This is a genomic window from Pseudomonas monteilii NBRC 103158 = DSM 14164 (assembly GCF_000730605.1).
GTDB classification, from domain to species: domain Bacteria; phylum Pseudomonadota; class Gammaproteobacteria; order Pseudomonadales; family Pseudomonadaceae; genus Aquipseudomonas; species Aquipseudomonas monteilii.
This window is the reverse complement of record NZ_BBIS01000010.1, coordinates 27594-46542: the sequence shown is the minus strand read 5'-3', so window position 1 is coordinate 46542 and position 18949 is coordinate 27594. Positions and strand designations below refer to the sequence as shown.

Sequence of the window (18949 nt, the reverse complement as noted above, 5' to 3'; positions counted from 1 at the left end):
ACTGGGGCCGCTTTGCGGCCCCTTGGCAATCAGATCTCGACCTGGGTCCCCAGCTCGATCACCCGGTTCAGCGGCAGGTTGAAGAAGCGCAAGTTGCCGTTGGCATTCTTCAGCAGGAAGGCGAACAGGTTACCCCGCCAGCGCGACATCCCCTCCAGCCGTGAAGCAATCACCGTCTCGCGGCTGAGGAAGTAGGTGGTGCGCATCGGGGTGAAATCCAGGTCGTCCAGGTGGCACAGTTTCAATGCCGCCGGCACGTCCGGTTCGTCCATGAAGCCAAAGTGCAGCAGCACACGGAAGAACCCATCACCGTATGCCTCCACCTCGAAGCGCTCGTGCTCCGGCACACGCGGCCGGTCTTCACTGACGACCGTCAGCAGCACCACCTGGCTGTGCAGCACCTGGTTGTGCAGCATGTTGTGCAACAGCGCATGGGGCACTGCGTCGGCCCGTGCGGTGAGGAATACCGCCGTGCCTTCGACACGATGTGGCGGCTGAATACGGATACTGCTGATGAACAGCTGCAGCGGTAGCGCGCCTTCGTCGATGCGTTCGACCAGAATCTGCTTGCCGCGCTTCCAGGTGCTCATCAGCAAGTACAGCACACCACCCGCCAACACCGGGAAGGCACCGCCCTGAACAATTTTCGGCACGTTGGCGGCGAAGAACAGCCCGTCGACGAACAGGAAACCCACCAGAATCGGCACCGCCAGCACAGGGGGCCATTTCCACAGCAGCAACATGACGGCCGACACCAGAATAGTGGTCATCAGCATGGTGCCGGTCACCGCCACACCGTAGGCCGCCGCCAGGGCGCCGGACGACTCGAAACCGATCACCAGCATCACCACACCGACCATCAGCGACCAGTTCACCGCCCCAATGTAGATCTGCCCCTGCTCGTCGCTGGAGGTGTGCTGGATCTGCATGCGTGGAATGTAGCCCAGCTGGATGGCCTGGCGGGTCAGGGAGAACGCCCCCGAGATTACCGCTTGCGAGGCGATCACCGTGGCCATGGTCGCCAACCCGACCAACGGCAGCAACGCCCAGCCTGGCGCCAGCAGGTAGAACGGGTTGCGGGCTGCGTCCGGGTTTTGTAGCAATAGCGCACCCTGGCCGAAATAGTTCAGCACCAGCGCGGGCAGCACCAGGATGAACCAGGCCCGGGCGATCGGCTTGCGGCCAAAGTGGCCCATGTCAGCGTACAGCGCCTCGGCGCCGGTCAACGCCAGCACCACTGCGCCGAGAATGGCCACGCCCATGCCGGGGTGCACCACGAAGAAATTGATCGCCCAACCCGGGTTGAAGGCCTTCAGCACTTCCGGGCTCTGCGAGATGCCATGCACGCCCAGTGCGCCCAGCACCACGAACCAGGTGACCATGATCGGGCCGAACAGCTTGCCGATCTTCTCGGTACCGTGCTTCTGCACCAGGAACAATGCCACCAGCACCACCAGCGAAATCGGCACCACCCAGTGGTCAATACCGTCAAACGCCAGGCCCATGCCCTCCACCGCCGACAGCACCGACACCGCCGGAGTGATCATGCTGTCGCCATAGAACAGCGAAGCGCCGATCAGGCCGCAGATCACCATCAGTGTGCGCAACCGCGGATAGGCCGCCGTGGCACGCCGCGCCAGCGCGGTCAGCGCCATGGTGCCGCCCTCCCCCTGGTTGTCGGCGCGCAGGATGAACATCACGTACTTGAACGACACCACCCACAACAGCGACCACAGGATCAGCGACAGGATCCCCAGCACGCCATCATGGTTGACCGGCACCCCGTAACCGCCGGTGAAGACTTCCTTCAGGGTGTACAACGGGCTGGTGCCGATATCGCCATAAACCACCCCGACCGCCGCCACAAGCAGGCCTAGCGACCGCGCCGTGCCCTGCTTCCCCTCGTGCCCGCCCTCGGCGTGACTGCTTGCCTGAACCATCGACCACTCCCGCAGACGGCCATCACGGCCTTTAATATTCACTCTAGCGCCGGCCCCTGAAGGCACCTTCGCGCAACGGCGCGAAGCATAGCGCAGCGTTCGTCGTATTTCTGCTGGTCAAGCGACGTTACGCTCGCTAGAATTGCGCACTTTTTGATCAGAGGCGCCCAAAGCGCCCGTCAAGATCGCCCCCGATTCCGGCCGGGCGACCTGCATTCAATACCGAGGTTAGTCATGTCCACCACGCCCGCCACCCCCAAGGTAGGTTTCGTAAGCCTGGGTTGCCCTAAAGCCCTGGTCGATTCCGAGCGCATCCTGACCCAGCTGCGCATGGAAGGCTATGAAGTCGTGCCCACCTACGAGGACGCCGACGTGGTGGTGGTCAACACCTGCGGCTTCATCGACAGCGCCAAGGCAGAATCGCTGGAAGTGATCGGCGAAGCGATCAAGGAAAACGGCAAGGTCATCGTCACCGGCTGCATGGGTGTCGAAGAAGGCAGCATCCGTGATGTGCACCCGAGCGTGCTGTCGGTCACCGGCCCGCAGCAGTACGAGCAGGTGGTCAACGCCGTTCACGAAGTGGTACCGCCACGCCAGGACCACAACCCGCTGATCGACCTGGTGCCACCTCAGGGCGTCAAGCTGACCCCGCGCCACTACGCGTACCTGAAAATTTCCGAAGGCTGTAACCACAGCTGCAGCTTCTGCATCATCCCGTCGATGCGCGGCAAGCTGGTCAGCCGCCCGGTGGGTGAAGTGCTGAGCGAGGCCGAGCGCCTGGTCAAGGCTGGGGTGAAGGAGATCCTGGTGATTTCCCAGGACACCAGCGCCTATGGCGTCGACGTCAAGTACAAGACCGACTTCTGGAACGGCCGCCCGGTCAAGACCCGCATGCTCGAATTGTGCGAAGCACTGAGCAGCCTGGGCGCCTGGGTACGCCTGCACTACGTGTACCCGTACCCGAACGTCGACGACGTGATCCCACTGATGGCCGCCGGCAAGATCCTGCCGTACCTGGACATCCCGTTCCAGCACGCCAGCCCGAAAGTGCTCAAGTCGATGAAGCGCCCGGCCTTCGAAGACCGCACCCTGGCGCGCATCAAGAACTGGCGCGAACAGTGCCCCGAGCTGGTGATCCGCTCCACCTTCATCGTCGGCTTCCCGGGCGAAACCGAGGAAGACTTCCAGTACCTGCTGGACTGGCTGACCGAAGCCCAGCTGGACCGCGTGGGCTGCTTCCAGTACTCGCCGGTAGAAGGCGCACCGGCCAACGACCTGGGCCTGGAAGAAGTACCGGACGACGTCAAGCAGGACCGCTGGGACCGCTTCATGGCCCACCAGCAGGCCATCAGCGCCGCCCGCCTGCAACTGCGCATCGGCAAGGAAATCGATGTGCTGATCGACGAAGTCGAGGAGCAAGGTTCGGTTGGCCGCAGCTTCTTCGACGCCCCGGAAATCGACGGCAGCGTGTTCATCGACGGCGATCATGGCTTCAAGCCAGGCGACAAAGTGCGCTGCCGTGTGGTGGATGCCGACGAATACGACATGTGGGCCGAGCCTATCTAAAGCGGCTGAAACACTGAAAAGCCCCTGCCCCGGTAGCCCGGCGCAGGGGCTTTTTTGTCAGAACGTGTGAAACAGCATCAGCCCCCCCTCTGCATCCGGGCTGGCATCCGAAAAGCCTTTGACCGCATACAGTTGCACTTTCCATTGCGGGTTGAGCTTGTGGGTCAAGAACAGGGTCAGTTCCTTGATCTGCGACCCTGTCGAGACCACTTTCTGCCGCCAATCGTACGAAGCGCCCGCTGACGTGCCAGTAGCCACAGGTATGGCGAAGCCGAGGCTGACAAATACCGGGTCGTCGAAGTCGCTGTCGGGCGGGTCGCCGAACCTCTTCCAGCCCAATGTCGCGAAGCCGGTGACCGGGCCAAAGCCCTTGGTGATGTCGACCTGGGCGGTGTAGTCGTATTCGCCGGTACCCAGGCACTGGTCTTCATCGGCGGTGGGGAATTTGACCTTGCCGATCAGGTCCAGCATCAGGCCGCCGTCGCTGCCATCGAGCAGGGCGTACCCGGCGCTGGCAACCGTGTCACCCAGCCCGCTCTCCACATCCCGGCAACCGCCGGGCAAGGGGTCACCATTCGGGCCGACTTCCGGGTTGGTGATCCGTAACCAGGGCACGGTGACCTTGTAGGTCATGGGGCCGGTTTCATACTTGCCGACCACAGGCACGTACCAGATTTCCGACGTGGTGCCCGTGCCATAGTCGCCGCTTGAATAGTCCATGCCGACGGCCGCGCTGAAGGTGTCAGCCAAGGTTGATTCGCTGGCGCATGACAGCAGGCAGGCGAGAAGCGGGAGGGTCGGTCTCATCGGCACCTCGGAATCCCGTCGGGAAGTGTGAGCGGACATACCCAGCCTAGTTGCCTAACGCCCGGAACGCTCCGGATGCTCGACTTTTTCGGCGGTATCTATCTTCTCCGGCTTTTCGACTTTCTCGACTTTTTCAACCTTCTCGACCTTTTCAGGCTTTTCGACTTTCTCTACTTTTTCGACCCTCTCTACCTTCTCGACTTTTTCAACCTTCTCCACCTTTTCAGGCTTCTCGACTTTCTCCACCTTTTCGACTTTCTCTACTTTTTCGACCTTCTCTACTTTTTCGACCTTCTCAACCTTCTCGGCCTTTTCTACCTTTTCGACTTCGACCCGCTCTACCCGGTCAGAACGGCCGCTGTTGCTGCTTTCAGGCTGCTCCACCGTTTCGACATGTTCTGTCTTGCCAGACTTGTCCACGCTGTCTGACTTGCCATGCCCGCTGGCGTCCTCAATGCCGCTGCCACCGCTGCGATCCTCACGGCCTTCGTTGCCAACAGCGGTCGCTTCGCGTGTGCCATGACCACTGTTGCCGGAACTGCCGGAATCACTGCTGCCGTGCTCGCTGCCATGCCCCGAATGGCCTCTGTCCGGGTTGTCGACGCGGTCACCCTGGACCTCCACACGCGTTGCCCGCAGTTCGTGAGCGCCATTGAGTACACCACTCACCCGCACACGCTGATCGAGCGCCAACGCCGCCGGCTTGCCAACGATCACGGTGCCCTGCCCCAGCGTCACATTGATGCCTGCGACCACCAGTTGCCGAGCCTGCGCGCGCTGCACCAGCCCTTCGACCACCGCCTGCTGCACACGGCCAGCAAACGGCAGGCTCGGGTCAGGGCGGGTTTGCGCCACTTCCAGCTGACGCCCGGTCCACTGGCCGCGCACCAGCACTTCCCGTGCCGGGGCTACGCGGGTACCCAGTTGCAGCCCTTGAAGGCTACCAGGGTGATCAATCGCCCCAATGGCACTGGCCTCTCGCAGCCCCGGCGCCCGTTCGATACGGGTCGCCACCACTTCGCCCTTGGCATCACGCAAGCCGCTGACCCGGACCGGCTCGCCCGGGCGCAGCCCTTGCGCCACCCGCGCGCCTGCGGCAAGACGCACCGGTTGCCCCATCACCCGCAGCGGGGCCGTGGCGCTGGGGAGCGCCGTCAGCGGCCCTTCGTAGGCGTTGAGGATCGAGATACGCCCAGCCTGCAGGCCGCGCTGGGTGGCAACGGCCTCCACCGCCACAACCTGCCCGATGGCCAGGTGAGCACTGCTGGCCGGTGCACCGTTCTGACTCACCGGTACGTCCTTGCCATAATGGACTTCCATACCATTGACGCAGATCGAGGCAAACCCGGTGATGGTGCCGACAATGCCGGTACCACCGGTACCGCCCGGGCGCAGGATTGGCGCACCGGTACCGCCAACACCACCACTGCTGTGATCGAAGTAGGTGCCGTCCACACCCTCGGCCACTGCACCCGTACCGCCTGTGCCACCGGGGCGCTGCGGATGCGGTGCGCCAGTGCCGCCAACGCCGCCGTTTTCACTGCGCACACCGGTGCCGCCCGTTCCCCCCGGAAACTGCATGCCTGCGGCACCGGCCATACCCACTTCATCACGGCTGACACACACCGGCGCTGCGGCCACCTCGGCAGGCGCCATCAGGTTCAACCCGAAAACCAGGGCGAGCGTGACGGCACTGAGGCAGCGCACAAGAGCAGTCATGGGCCGGGTGTCTTCGACAAATCGGGTTGGGTAGCTTCAGTGTAGAAATAAAGCCCTACGGTGATGCGCTGACGTTGCTCGACAGTGGGCTCATCAGCACCCTCCAGCTCTGCTGCAAGCTGGCTGAAAGCAAGCAGTGTCTGCATGCCATCCCTGGAGACCGCTTCACGCACGTGTTCGACGCTGGCCAGGCTCAAGGCATCGTAGTGAACGCTGCGCTCAAAGAACGGCTGGCCTTCGCCACTGAGGTTATGCACCGCTGCACAAGCATGGTCATGCAGGTTGTGGCCAAAGTAGGCGGCTTTTTCATCGAAACCCGTCTGCGGCACGAATGCCTGGGCCTCCAGGTGCACACAATCCTGCTCATCGAGCCGGACGATGCCAAGGCGCAACCACTCATCCAGCACAACCCGGCCACGGATATCGGTGCTGACCTTGGCCACCAGGGCAGCGAATGAACAGTCGCCGCCGACACTGGCCAAACGCGGCAGCGCCAGCGCCTGGCCAGGTGCCGAGCAGAACGGCGGGCTGGTGGTCCATACATTGACCAGCTGAGCACCCAGGGTGATGTTTGCCGGCAAGGCTGCGAGCGCCGTGCCGGCTTCACTACGAATTCGCCGGACATCCTTGCGGTGCACGCCTGTGAGCAGGCTGATACGGCTGTCGGTGGGCGGGGTGCCGTCCAGGCGAAAATCGCGGTGGGCTACGTCGACGAACACGTCCTTGAGCAGGTCGGCGAACATCGTATAAGTCACCCCCTTGCGCAACATCAAGCGCACCAGCGGACGCATGACACGCCGCAGTGCGCTTAACAGCGAAGGGGGAGAAGTTGGGCTGATCAACGCCTGTCAGCTCCTGCTGTTGTCATCACCCGGTTCGCCACCCACATGGTTGCCGCGATCGTCACCAGGTTCACCCCCCACGTGATTGCCGTGATCATCGCCAGGCTCGCCGCCGACATGATTACCATGATCATCCCCGGGCTCACCGCCAACATGGTTGCCATGATCGTCACCCGCTTCAGCATGGTTGCTGCTGCGACCAGCGTTTGAATTACCGTCGTGGCCGCTGCCACTGTTGCCGGCATGGCCGCCACCGTCTCCGCCACTGCCATGGCCACCACCGCCACTTCCGCTGCCACCACCGTGGCCGCCACCACCACTTCCACCGCCATGGCCTCCGCCGCCACCACCACTTCCACCGCCATGGCCTCCGCCGCCACCGCCACTTCCACCACCACCGTGACCGCCACCACCACCGTGACCGCCGCCTCCACCGCCGCCGTGACCACCACCACCGTGACCGCCGCCACCGTGACCGCCGCCTCCCCCGCCGCCGTGACCACCACCACCACCATCTTTGGCATAGGCGCTGGAGCCGTGAGAAATCGTGTCAGGGATCAAAACAATGGATGTCGAAAGCACGCCAGCTACGGCAACCGCCAGTAAGGCCTTCTTGAACAGCAGGTGGATTTGCATAGTCCGTCTCCAGGTCGTCGCCACGAGAACGCCAAATCAGTAAAAGTCTTGTTGTCAGCTTTAGTTCTTCTTCGCGTGGGATTTTTTCCCACGCTTAATTAATAGACCTCTACCCCCCGCCGTTCAAGCGCTACACAGACAAGCCGACCGGTGGTTGGGCTGCTATGTTTTCCCTATCGCCATGGAGGACCACCGGCATGCCTGCGCCACTGACGTTGCAAACGCCGCGCTTGAGCGACTACAGCGAGCTGGTACAGGTGTGGGAGGACTCGGTACGCGCCACCCATCACTTCCTGCCAGAGGGCTACATCCTGCTGCTGCGCGACCACGTGTTACGCCGCTACCTGGATGCGGTGATGCTGGTCTGCTGCAAGGACCGGCAACGTATCTGTGGCTTCGCCGGGGTCGCCAACGGGCGCGTGGACATGCTCTTCGTCGCACCAGACTACCGTGGCCAAGGGGTTGGCAAGCGCCTGCTGCACTATGCGATCGACGAACTGAACGCCGAACGCCTGGACGTCAACGAACAGAACCCGCAAGCCTTGGGCTTCTACCTGCATGAAGGCTTCGAAGTGTTCGGCCGTTCGGAAACCGACGGCCTGGACCAGCCCTACCCGCTGCTGCACATGCGCCTGCGCAAAACGGCGTAAATGACACAGATTCCCAGCCCCTCAGTCGCGCAGGCAGGTACAATGCGGGTCTTTCCCTGCCTTTGCGAATTACCCTCATGTCTGAACCCGTCCGCCTGTCCAAACGCCTTATCGAGCAGCTTGGTTGCTCCCGTCGCGAGGCCGAGTTGTATATCGAAGGCGGCTGGGTGACGGTCGATGGCGCGGTCGTCGAGCAGCCGCAGTTCAAGGTTGAGCAACAGCGCGTCGAGCTGTTACCGGGCGCCCGCGCCGAAACGCTGGAACCGGTGACCCTGCTGATGAACCAACCCGCCGGTATCGACAGTGAAACTGCCCGCGCCAGCATAAACATGGGCAACCTCAGCGAGTCTCACCGCGAAGGCGTGCGCGCCCTGCACGGGCATTTTGCCCGGCAGGACTGCGTGGCGCCGCTGGAGCGCGGCGCCACCGGCCTGCAGGTATTCACCCAGGACTGGCGGGTAACGCGCAAGATCAACGCCGACCTGCGCCGCCTGGAGCAGGAGTTCATCGTCGAAGTGCGCGGCGAAACCACGCCCCAGGCGCTGGAACGCCTGGCGCGCGGGGCCACACGCAATGATCGCGAACTGCCTAAGACCAAAGCCAGCTGGCAAAACGAGACCCACCTGCGCATGGTGCTGAAAAACCCGCAGCCCGGGCAAATCGCCGAGCTGTGCGCCTACCTGCGCCTGGAGCTGGTAAGCATGCGCCGTATTCGCCTGGGTGGCGTATCGATGGGCAAACTGCCGCTAGGCCAATGGCGCTACCTGGCCACTACCGAACGTTTCTAAGCAATACGCCACGCACACGTGTGGCACCTGAACAGGATTCTGCAGCAATGAACCACAACGATGTCCTGCGCAGTCTGCGCTACATGCTCAAGGTGAACGACGCCAAGATGGCCGAAATCATTGGGCTTTCCGGCCTCGAAGTGCATCCTCTGGTGCTGGCCACCTACCTGAAGAAAGAAGAAGAGGAAGGTTTCGTACGTTGCCCTGAACGGGTGATGGCGCACTTCCTCGATGGCCTGGTGATTCACCGCCGCGGCAAGGATGACAGCCGCCCACCGCAGTCGGTCGAGCTGCCGGTGACCAACAACCTCATCCTAAAGAAGCTGCGGGTGGCCTTCGAGCTCAAGGAAGACGACCTGCACGCGATCCTCAAGTCGGTCAACTTCCCGGTCAGCAAGCCGGAGCTCAGCGCGCTGTTCCGCAAGGCCGGCCACGACAACTACCGTCCGTGCGGTGACCAGTTGCTGCGCAACTTCCTCAAGGGCCTGACCCTGCGCGTGCGCGGCTGAGTGGCCATGCAGCACACGGTTGCCCCGGTCGGTATAGTGCGCTCCTGCTTCAAGGAGAAATTCGCCATCCCACGCCAGCCGCAGCTGGCGCCCGCGGCGCGCGGCGTGGTCGAACTGCTGCCGCCGTTCGACCAGGGTGATGCGGTCGAAGGCCTGGAGCAGGTCAGCCATGTCTGGCTGCTGTTCCTGTTCCACCAGGCCCTGGAAGACAAACCCCGCCTGAAAGTGCGGCCACCGCGCCTGGGCGGCAACAAGAGCATGGGCGTGTTCGCCACCCGCGCCACCCACAGGCCCAACGGCATCGGCCAGTCAGTGGTGCGTCTGGAGGGGGTAGAGCCTGGCCGCCTGTTGCTGTCCGGGATCGACCTGCTCGATGGCACACCGGTACTGGACATCAAGCCCTATGTGCCCTACGCCGACAGCATCGCGGGCGCCAGCAACCAGATGGCCAGTGAAGCACCTGCTGCGATTGCCGTGCAGTGGGGTGAAAACGCCCTGCCCCAGGCTCGCGAGCATGCACTACGCCTGGCTGAGCCACTGGTAGAGCTGATCGAGCAATGCCTGGCCCAGGACCCGCGACCGGCCTATCAGATACCACCGGCCGAGCGGGTGTATGGGGTGAAGTTCTGGGATGTGCAAGTGAGGTGGCATTACCCGCAGCCGGAGGTGATCCGGGTGCTGGAAGTGGTGCTGGCCTGAACGCGGCACGAACATGAAAAAGGCGACCTCAAGGGTCGCCTTTTTCATTTAACCATCCCGCGATTAGCGAGCCGGGCCTTCGGCCACGCCCAGGTCATCGGTAGGACGGGTATCGATCAGCGGAGCACCACCGGAAGCCAGCTCCGAAGCGAGCTTGTCGTTGTCCATTTCCTTGACCCACTTGGCAACCACCACGGTAGCAACGGCGTTACCTACCAGGTTGGTCAGGGCGCGGGCTTCAGACATGAAGCGGTCGATGCCGAGGATCAGCGCCAGGCCGGCAACTGGCAAGTGGCCAACAGCCGACAGGGTGGCGGCCAGCACGATGAAGCCCGAACCGGTAACGCCGGCAGCACCTTTGGAGGCTACCAGCAGCACCAGCAGCAGGGTGATCTGGTGAGTGATGTCCATGGTGGTGTCGGTGGCCTGGGCGATGAACACCGCGGCCATGGTCAGGTAGATCGAGGTGCCATCCAGGTTGAACGAGTAACCGGTCGGGATCACCAGGCCGACAACCGACTTCTTGGCACCCAGGCGCTCCATCTTGGCCAGCATGCGTGGCAGTGCCGATTCCGACGAGGAAGTACCCAGCACGATCAGCAGCTCTTCACGGATGTAGCGGATCAGCTTGAGCACGCTGAAGCCGTGGGCGCGGCAGATACCGCCCAGCACCACCAGCACGAACAGCAGGCAGGTGATGTAGAAGCAGGCCATCAGGTAGCCCAGTTGCACCAGTGAGCCAACGCCGTACTGGCCAATGGTGAAGGCCATGGCGCCGAAGGCACCGATCGGGGCCAGCTTCATGATCATGTTGATGATGTTGAACATGACATGGGCAAAGCGGTCGATCATGTCCAGCACTGGCTTGCCATAGCTGCCCAGGCGGTGCAAGGCGAAGCCGAACAGCACCGAGAACATCAGCACTTGCAGGATGTCGCCGTTGGCGAAGGCGCCGACCACGGTGTTGGGGATGACGTTGAGCAGGAAGCCGACGGTGGTCTGCTGCGCGCCGGCGGCGGCGTAGGCAGCCACGCTGCTGGCGTTCAGGGTACTGACGTCGATGTGCATGCCAGCGCCTGGCTTGACCACGTTGACGACGACAAGGCCGATGATCAGGGCGATGGTGGAGACGATTTCAAAGTACAGCAGCGCGTAGCCGCCGGTCTTACCGACCGACTTCATGCTCTGCATGCCGGCGATGCCGCTGACCACGGTGCAGAAGATGATCGGGGCGATGACCATCTTGATCAGTTTGACGAAGCCGTCACCCAAAGGTTTGAGGGCGACGCCCGTTTCCGGATAGTAGTGGCCGAGCAGAATGCCGATGGTGATGGCGACCAACACCTGGACATACAGGGATTTGTACAGCGGCTGACGTGTCGTCATGGCTCATTTTCCTCAAGTGTGCCGGCCCACCCTTCCCAGGGTGATGGGGCACCTGAATCGCTAACCCTCCTGCACCCGGAGGGATTTGTCGTTGTGTTCGAGCTGCCTGGGCAGGCCTCTGAAGGGATCAATAGCAAGGGTGGTGCCAAAATGCCCATGAAGGGTGCAAAGGCCGTATTTGCTAGGGATAAATGCCCAACGACGGGGCGATTTGCCTGAGGAAGGCTGGCGGATTTCCGCCCAGTGGCGGGATTTGTACAGGGGGGCATGGCGGGAATCCGCCCGATGCGGTTTGCCTGTGCCGGCCTCTTCGCGGGTTTACCCGCGAAAGGGCCGGCAAAGCAAGCGAATCAATCGAGGTTGAAGGTGATCCTGAACGCCGCCCCGCCCAAGGGCGAATCCCCAAGGCTCAGCTCGGCGTCATAGCTGTCGACAATGTCCTTGACCACCGCCAGCCCGATACCCTGCCCCGGGTGCTGGCTGTCCAGCCGCTCCCCCCGCTCCAGGATGCGCTCACGCTGGTCGGCCGGCACCCCCGGCCCATCGTCCTCGATACACAAGGTCAACTGCCCGGGCGCCTGCTCCAGGCTTACCCGCACTTGGCCCAGGCTCAGCCGGTAGGCGTTTTCCAGCAGGTTGCCGAGCATCTCCAGCAAGGCGCCCTGCTCCATCGGCACCTGCGCCGCATCAGGCACCTCCAGGGCCACGTTCACCTGTTTGTCCCGGTAAACCTTGGCCAGCGTGCTGCACAAACTGTCGAGCAACGGCAGCAGCCTCACGCTGTGGCGCACCAGGCCGCTCTTGCGCAGGCTGGCGCGTTGCAGCTGGTAGTCGATCTGCTGGCTCATGCGCTCGATCTGGCTTTGCAGCACCCGTGCCTGCTCACGCTCGCCGCTGCGCTGCTGCAGGCTCTCGCCCACACCTTGCAACACCGCCAGCGGCGTCTTCAGGCTGTGGGCCAGGTCATCCAGCGAATCGCGATAGCGTGTGCGTTGCTCGCGCTCACTGCGTAGCAGGCGGTTGAGCGAACGGGTCAAGCGCAGCAACTCGCGAGGGTGCTCGCCGCTCAGGCCGTCGCGTGCGCCCGATTCCACCTCATCCAGCTCGTGGCTGAGCCGCCGCAACGAGCGCAGCCCCCAGGTCAAGCCCGCCCATAACAGCACCATCAATGCCAGCAAGGCAGCACCAAAACCTAGGTAGAGCTTTTCTCGCAGGCCATTGAGGGTGGCCTTGTATTCGCTCACCGGCTGCAGGGCGACAATGCTGTAAGCGGCGCTTTGGCCGCCCAGCAGCTTGATCTCGACGTCATAAACGAAGAATTCTTCGCCATCGGACTGGTGAATGCGGGCAAACTCGTTACCCCGCCCATCGTAGCGCGGGCTGTAATTGATGTGCCGGTCGGCAGTGGCCCGCGACTGCCAGACCAGGTTGCCGTCGCGGTCGAAGATGTAGCCCAGCAGGCCGGTATACGGCAGGTTGTAACGCTCGTCCGGCAGCAGCGTCGGCATCTGCAGTTGGCCATGCTCGATGCGCGCGGCGGAAATCAGTGTGGTCACATCCGAGGCCAACCGCTGCTCGATCGACTCCTGCAGGGCCAGGCTGAAGGCTTTCTGCAAGGCCGGCAATAGCGCCAGCATGAACAGCAGCGCCAGCACGGCGGCGGCCAACATCAGGCGTACCCGCAGGGAGCGGATCATCGGCAGCGCTCGGTGAACAGATAGCCCAGGCCGCGCACGGTGTCGATGGGTTTGAAGCCGTGCTCGCCCTCAAGCTTGCGGCGCAGGCGGCCGACCAGCACCTCGATGACATTGGGGTCGCGCTCCTCGTCCCCCGGGTACAGCTGCTCCATCAGGCGCTCCTTAGCCACTACCTGCTGATGATGGCGCATGAGGTATTCGAGAATGCGGTACTCGTAGGCCGTCAGCGCCAGTGGGTGTTCGTCGAGGGTGGCCTGTTTGCGGTTGAGGTCGAGCACCAGGGGGCCGGCGGCGATGGTCGACTGGGTGAAACCACTGGAGCGGCGCAGCAGGGCATTCAGGCGAGCCTCCAGCTCTTCGAACTGGAACGGCTTGACCAGGTAGTCGTCTGCACCGGCCGCCAGGCCCTCGACCTTGTCCTGCCAGTTGCCACGGGCGGTGAGGATGAGGATGGGGAAGGTCTTGTCCTGGCTGCGCAGGCGCGTGATCAGCTCCAGGCCACTGATGCCGGGCAGGCCCAGGTCGATGATGGCCAGGTCAAAGTGGTATTGCCCGGCCTGGTACAGGGCCTCTTCGGCGTCGGCGACGGCCTCGACCACATGGCCGCTTTCGCCCAGTCGGGTGTAGAGGTGATGGCGAAGCAGGGCTTCGTCCTCAACCACCAGCAGTTTCATGTGCAGCTCCTTGTTTTATATTGCCTGTGCCGGCCTCTTCGCGGCTAAAGCCGCGAAGAGGCCGGCACAGGATAACGCGGCTCGCCCGTCAGAACTTGTAGCTTGCAGCCAGGTAGGTCTGCGCACTGCTGGTCAGGCGCAGGGTGCCGTCCTTCGGCCCGCCACGCTCGCCCACTTCGGTCGCGGCATTGGTGCGCAGGTAACGGTAGCCCAGTTCGACCGAGGCTTTGTCGGTGATGTCCTGGATCACACCCGCCTGCAGGCCATAGGCATAACCGTAGTCGGTATCGCGGCTGGCACCTGGCGAGTCCTGGGTCAGCTTGGTCACGCCCAGGCTGCCACCGCCAAACAGCTTAGTGGTATCACCCACCGGCAGGAACAGATCGTAGCTGCCCAGCAGGTTTTCCTGACGCAGCTTGAGGCCGCTGTGGTCGCCCGAGACATTGTCGTAGGTCATGTAGTAACGGCCTTGGTCATTGATCTTGCCCAGACGCACGCCCCAGGTGTCGTCTTTGCCGATGATGCCATCGGCGTTGAGGTGGTCGGTGTTGCGCTGCAGCAGGCCGGACTTGCGAACCTTGTCGCTGGTCTGGCCGTAGGTCAGGCTGGCGAAGTTGTCGTCGGCGGCCTGGGCGGTGGTGATGCCAGCGGCGCAGACGGCCATGGCGGCAAGCAGGGTGTTGAAGGTTTTCATGGCTGGATACTCCAGTTGGGTGCGCTGTTTCGGTCTGGAAGCTAGAGTAAGCAGGGCACCCTGAACCGCGACTGAACCCTGGCTGAACACCGGCTGAACGAACTGTCTGCAAGACAAGGAGTAGTAACCATGCGTGCCCTGCTGGCCCTGACCCTGATGTGCAGCGCCGCCTTAGCCCAAGCGGCGGTACAAACCCGTGAAATCCCTTACCAGGACGCCGATGGCAACCGCCTGGTCGGCTATTACGCCTACGACGACGCCATTGAGGGCAAGCGCCCCGGCATTGTCGTGGTGCATGAATGGTGGGGGCTGAACGATTACGCCAAGCGCCGCGCCCGCGACCTGGCCGCATTGGGCTACAACGCGCTGGCCATCGACATGTATGGCGACGGTAAGCACACCGAACACCCGCAGGACGCCCAGGCGTTCATGGCTGCCGCCATGAAGGACCCGGCAGCGGCGGCAGCACGCTTCGACGCCGGCCTTGAACTGTTGAAGCTGCAACCGAATACCAACAAGCATCAACTGGGCGCTGTCGGTTACTGCTTCGGCGGCAAGGTGGTGCTCGATGCCGCGCGCCGGGGCGAGAAGCTGGACGGCGTGGTGAGCTTCCATGGCGCACTGGCCACCCAGACACCGGCAAAACCGGGCGTGGTGCGGGCCGATATCCTGGTCGAGCACGGGGCGGCAGACAGCATGGTCACCCAGCAGCAGGTGGATGCGTTCAAGGCAGAAATGGAGGCGGCCAAGGTCAACTATGAATTCGTCAGTATTGAAGGCGCCAAGCACGGGTTTACCAACCCGGATGCCGACCGGTTGAGCCATGGCGAGCATGGCGGGCCGGACATTGGCTATAACAAGGCGGCGGATGAAAGCTCTTGGGCGGATATGCAGGCGTTCTTCAAGAAAGTGTTCAAGTAAAGATTGCCGGGGGCCGCTTTGCGGCCCATTGCCGGGGCAGGCACAATATGCCCCATGAACACACTCCCCGCCTGTTGCGCCCCGCTCCAGCACCACTGGCCCTTGCCCCGCCCACTCCCCGGCGCATTGCTGGTCAGTTGCGCCTTTGACCCCGCCCTCCTGGCCGCCGATGACTTCCAGCGTGCCGGCATCGTGCCCAGTGCCAGCCTGCAACGCTCGGTGGCCAAGCGCCAGGCCGAGTACCTTGCCGGCCGCGTATGCGCCCGTGCTGCACTGCAACGCCTGGATGGCCGCAATTACGTTCCTGGCACCCACGAGGACCGCTCACCGATCTGGCCGGCAGGTATCCTCGGTTCGATCACCCATGGCAAAGGCTGGGCCGCCGCCGTGGTCGCGGCCCAGGGCAGTTGCCAAGGCCTGGGGCTGGATCAGGAATCCCTGCTGGATGACGAGCGCGCCGAACGGCTGATGGGCGAAATCCTTACCCCGTCCGAACTGGAACGCCTGGACCGTCGCCAGCTCGGCCTGACGGTCACCCTGACCTTCTCGCTGAAAGAAAGCCTGTTCAAGACCCTCTACCCGCTCACTCGCCAGCGCTTCTATTTCGAGCACGCCGAAGTGCTGGAATGGTCCGCCGATGGCCTGGCGCGCCTGCGCCTGCTCACCGACCTGTCGCCACAATGGCAGCACGGCGCAGAGCTGCAGGGCCAGTTCAGCCTGCAGGACGGCCACCTGCTCAGCCTGGTCAGCGCCTGACCTTTACAGAGGGGCCTGCTGGCGCGGCCAGTTCAGGCTGAAGCAGGCGCCGCCCAGCGCCTCGCTGCGCCCCACCGTGGCCCGGCCTGCGTGCCAGTAGATGATCCGCCGCACGATCGACAGGCCCAGGCCATGCCCACCCGAGGCCCGTGTACGGCTGTCGTCGAGGCGGGTGAACGGGGTGAAAATACGGTCCCAGAAGCCCTCTGGGATACCTGGGCCGTCATCTTCCACATCAATGCGGCAGCGTTGGTGCCCCAGCTGGTAGCTCAGGCGCACTTCGCGCTCGGCATGGCGCATGGCATTGCCGACCAGGTTCTGCAAGGCCCGGTGCAGGTAACGCGGCTCGGCCTCGACCCAGGCGCCGTCGGCATCCGCGCCCTGGCAGTCGCCACGCACCACCCGCACCTCGGCACGCAGTGGTGCCAGCTCTTCGATCACGCGGTCGAGCAAGGCGTCCAGGTCTACCCGCTGGAACTTCAAGGCCGGCGCGCCCTGCTCCAGGCGGGCATAGGTCAGCATCTCGTCAACCAGCTTGTCGAGGTCCTGGATATCCCCGTCCATGCCCGCCAGGTGCTTGGCCCGCGCCTGTTCGGTGGTGGCGCTTTCAATCATCTCCAGGCCAAAACGCAGGCGCGCAACCGGCGTGCGCAGCTCGTGGGACACCGCCCGCACCAGCTCACGCTGCATGGTCAGCGAGCGCTGCAAGTGCTCGGCCATGCCGTTGAAGGCAGCGGCCAGGCGCCCGACCGAGTCGGCGTCACCGGCGGGCACGCGGGTGTCCAGGCTGCCTTGGGCAATGCGTGTGGCGGCAACCTCCAGGCCCGACACACGGCGCTCCAGCTGGCGCACCAGCAGGTAGACCACCAGGCCGATCAGGCACAGGCCAAGGAAGGCGATCAATATCAGCAACTGCGGCGGATACGGGTTGAGCTGGTACAACGGGCCGATTTCCAGCACCCAGGGCGAGCCTGATAGCCCCGCAAATACCCGGATAGAGTCACCATCCCTGCCCAGCGCCATCACGGTGTCGCCCTCCTCGACCCGGCGCCGCTGGTCATCGTCCAGGCTTACCCGCTCGATGCGCTGCAGGGCGATACCAAAGCCGAAGCCTTTTTCCTGCTTGATCTGAGCCAGCCGCTGCTGCTGTTCGGTGATCGGGTAACGCACCAGCTCATCGGCCAGCAGGTACAGGGTGGCCCGCGCCAGCTGTTCGCTGATCTGTTTGATCTGCGCGACCAGCATCAGGTCCTCTTGGCCGACCTTGCGTAGCACTTGTGCCGCATGCGGGCCAGTCTTTTCGACCACCACCAAGCCACGGTACAGCCGCGCCCGCTGGCCTCCGTCGAGGGTGCGCGCAGTCATGGGCTGCAACGCCAGCGGCACACCCAGCAGGCGTTCCCAGATCAGCAGCGAGCGTTTGCGTTCGGTGTCATTCTGCTGTGCGAGGTTGTCGGCCATCAGGCTGAATGTGCCCTGGGCCAGGCCTTCGCGGTGCTGGGCGGCGCGCACTTCGTTGACCAGATGCAGGCTGAGTATGCCAAGCAGGGCCACCAGCACCAGCACAGCCAGCATGCCGCCGTAGATACGCAGGAAGATCGAATTGTTCATGGCGCCTCGCCGACAAACAGGTAACCCTTGCTGCGCAGGGTCTTGATCAAGCGAGGCTGGAGTGGATCATCGCCGATCTTGGGGCGAATTTTTGAAATGCGGATGTCGATGGAACGGTCCTGGCCGTCGTAGCCCACGCCGCGCAGCGCGGTGAAGATCTGCTCGCGGGTCAGCACCCGGCCGGCGTTGCTGGCCAGCAGCCAGAGCAAATCGAACTCGGCGCCGGTCAGGTCGACCAGCTGTTCACCCAGGCGCGCCTCGCGCAGGCGGTTGTCGATACGCAGCGCGCCGAAGGCCAGCGCCTGGCGCTTGTTGTCCGCGGTTTCGCTGCGACGCAGCAGGGCCTGGATTCGCGCCAGCAGCAGGCGTGGGCGCACCGGTTTGCAGACGTAGTCGTCGGCCCCCAGGTCGAGGCCCTGGACCTGGTCGAGTTCGTCGCTGCGGGCAGTGAGCATCAGGATCGGGCCCGGGTACTGGCTGCGTACACGGCGGCAGATGCTCAGGCCGTCCTCGCCGGGCAGCATCAGGTCGAGGATGACCAGGTCGGGCTGGCCGTCGACGATGCGCCGTGCTGCCCGGGCGCCATCGCCCTCGACGCTGACCTCGTAGCCATTGGCCTGCAAGTACTCGGCGGTGAGCTCGGCCAGGCGTTGGTCGTCTTCGACAATGAGGATGCGGGGGGTGGGATGGTCCATGGCTTAGGCCTTCGCTTGTTGTTTTTCTTCTGCCTGTGCCCGCGAAGAGGCCGGCACAGGCAACATACCCCTTTAACCAAAAGGCAACATCTGCCTCGGATACTACGTCCCGCCCCCGGCACTGCCAAGCCACTCACAGCCCCCTCGACTGAACCGTTTTTTGTGATAGGGTTCGCGCCCGAAAAAAACTGCCCCGGGGCACCAAGGCGCAGAAAAATACTGCAAACCACTTGGCACAAGGCCTACAGCGAATACCCACCATTCACACACAAAGTACGCACAAGTTATCCACAGGCGCTCGCCTTGCAAAGGCCCCAATACCGCATTATCTTGTATCCCGATCGCAGCGAACCACTAGA

General features: G+C 63.4%; 18 protein-coding genes. 7 read left to right on the top strand and 11 right to left on the bottom strand.

Going from position 1 to position 18949, the window contains the following annotated elements; translation table 11 throughout:
* Positions 1–29 precede the first annotated feature (29 nt).
* A complete protein-coding gene (locus PM2_RS05690) occupies positions 30–1940 on the bottom strand; it encodes a potassium transporter Kup (RefSeq protein ID WP_016712010.1) in 1911 nt (636 codons plus the stop codon).
* A gap of 234 nt (positions 1941–2174) precedes the next feature.
* On the opposite strand from PM2_RS05690, the gene rimO reads away from it, so the two are divergent.
* Positions 2175–3506 carry a 30S ribosomal protein S12 methylthiotransferase RimO gene (rimO, locus tag PM2_RS05685; RefSeq protein ID WP_016712011.1) on the top strand — a complete coding sequence of 444 codons (1332 nt, stop codon included), beginning with the start codon at positions 2175–2177 and terminating at the stop codon, positions 3504–3506.
* A gap of 57 nt (positions 3507–3563) precedes the next feature.
* Here the strand turns inward: rimO and PM2_RS05680 are convergent, their stop codons facing one another.
* From PM2_RS05680 to PM2_RS31325, 4 genes are read right to left on the bottom strand one after another with little or no spacing between them, the layout of a single operon-like run.
* Complete coding sequence (locus PM2_RS05680) at positions 3564–4313, bottom strand: transporter (RefSeq protein WP_033723964.1); 750 nt, start codon at positions 4311–4313, stop codon at positions 3564–3566.
* Positions 4314–4367: 54 nt separating this feature from the next.
* The gene (locus PM2_RS05675; protein ID WP_028700132.1) at positions 4368–6032 is read right to left on the bottom strand and encodes a DUF5666 domain-containing protein; all 1665 of its coding nucleotides are present in this window, start codon (positions 6030–6032) and stop codon (positions 4368–4370) included.
* Positions 6029–6823: a DUF6502 family protein gene (locus PM2_RS05670; protein ID WP_042131438.1), complete on the bottom strand. Its 795-nt coding sequence runs from the start codon at positions 6821–6823 to the stop codon at positions 6029–6031. The genes PM2_RS05675 and PM2_RS05670 overlap by 4 nt, the downstream gene beginning before the upstream one ends.
* Before the next feature lie 57 nt (positions 6824–6880).
* Positions 6881–7510 (bottom strand): hypothetical protein, encoded by a 630-nt coding sequence (locus PM2_RS31325; protein ID WP_033741346.1) that lies wholly within the window; start codon positions 7508–7510, stop codon positions 6881–6883.
* A 197-nt stretch (positions 7511–7707) separates the two neighbouring features.
* On the opposite strand from PM2_RS31325, the gene PM2_RS05660 reads away from it, so the two are divergent.
* From PM2_RS05660 to tsaA, 4 genes are all read left to right on the top strand, one after another.
* The gene (locus tag PM2_RS05660; RefSeq protein WP_016712017.1) at positions 7708–8160 is read left to right on the top strand and encodes a GNAT family N-acetyltransferase; all 453 of its coding nucleotides are present in this window, start codon (positions 7708–7710) and stop codon (positions 8158–8160) included.
* A gap of 77 nt (positions 8161–8237) precedes the next feature.
* Positions 8238–8948, top strand: coding sequence for an rRNA pseudouridine synthase (locus PM2_RS05655; protein ID WP_016712018.1), 711 nt, complete (start codon positions 8238–8240; stop codon positions 8946–8948).
* A 47-nt stretch (positions 8949–8995) separates the two neighbouring features.
* Positions 8996–9457, top strand: a complete 462-nt coding sequence (locus tag PM2_RS05650) for a YehS family protein (protein WP_028700129.1) — start codon at positions 8996–8998, stop codon at positions 9455–9457.
* 6 nt (positions 9458–9463) lie between these two features.
* Positions 9464–10156, top strand: a complete 693-nt coding sequence (gene tsaA, locus PM2_RS05645; RefSeq protein WP_019098117.1) for a tRNA (N6-threonylcarbamoyladenosine(37)-N6)-methyltransferase TrmO — start codon at positions 9464–9466, stop codon at positions 10154–10156.
* A gap of 63 nt (positions 10157–10219) precedes the next feature.
* On the opposite strand, the gene PM2_RS05640 is transcribed toward tsaA, so the two are convergent.
* From PM2_RS05640 to PM2_RS05625, 4 genes are all read right to left on the bottom strand, one after another.
* Positions 10220–11542, bottom strand: coding sequence for a dicarboxylate/amino acid:cation symporter (locus PM2_RS05640; RefSeq protein ID WP_016712021.1), 1323 nt, complete (start codon positions 11540–11542; stop codon positions 10220–10222).
* Between the two features lie 350 nt (positions 11543–11892).
* Positions 11893–13239 (bottom strand): ATP-binding protein, encoded by a 1347-nt coding sequence (locus PM2_RS05635; protein ID WP_016712022.1) that lies wholly within the window; start codon positions 13237–13239, stop codon positions 11893–11895.
* Positions 13236–13913 (bottom strand): response regulator, encoded by a 678-nt coding sequence (locus PM2_RS05630; protein ID WP_016712023.1) that lies wholly within the window; start codon positions 13911–13913, stop codon positions 13236–13238. Before PM2_RS05630 ends, PM2_RS05635 begins: the two co-directional genes overlap by 4 nt.
* 88 nt (positions 13914–14001) lie before the next feature.
* Positions 14002–14607, bottom strand: a complete 606-nt coding sequence (locus PM2_RS05625) for an outer membrane beta-barrel protein (protein ID WP_016712024.1) — start codon at positions 14605–14607, stop codon at positions 14002–14004.
* 129 nt (positions 14608–14736) lie between these two features.
* On the opposite strand from PM2_RS05625, the gene PM2_RS05620 reads away from it, so the two are divergent.
* Both PM2_RS05620 and PM2_RS05615 read left to right on the top strand, forming a co-directional pair.
* The gene (locus tag PM2_RS05620) at positions 14737–15528 is read left to right on the top strand and encodes a dienelactone hydrolase family protein (protein WP_016712025.1); all 792 of its coding nucleotides are present in this window, start codon (positions 14737–14739) and stop codon (positions 15526–15528) included.
* A gap of 54 nt (positions 15529–15582) precedes the next feature.
* A complete protein-coding gene (locus PM2_RS05615; RefSeq protein ID WP_019098120.1) occupies positions 15583–16284 on the top strand; it encodes a 4'-phosphopantetheinyl transferase family protein in 702 nt (233 codons plus the stop codon).
* A gap of 3 nt (positions 16285–16287) precedes the next feature.
* Here the strand turns inward: PM2_RS05615 and PM2_RS05610 are convergent, their stop codons facing one another.
* Positions 16288–17895 (bottom strand): ATP-binding protein, encoded by a 1608-nt coding sequence (locus PM2_RS05610; protein ID WP_028700128.1) that lies wholly within the window; start codon positions 17893–17895, stop codon positions 16288–16290.
* Positions 17892–18590 (bottom strand): response regulator, encoded by a 699-nt coding sequence (locus PM2_RS05605; RefSeq protein WP_016712028.1) that lies wholly within the window; start codon positions 18588–18590, stop codon positions 17892–17894. Before PM2_RS05605 ends, PM2_RS05610 begins: the two co-directional genes overlap by 4 nt.
* Positions 18591–18949: the final 359 nt, after the last annotated feature.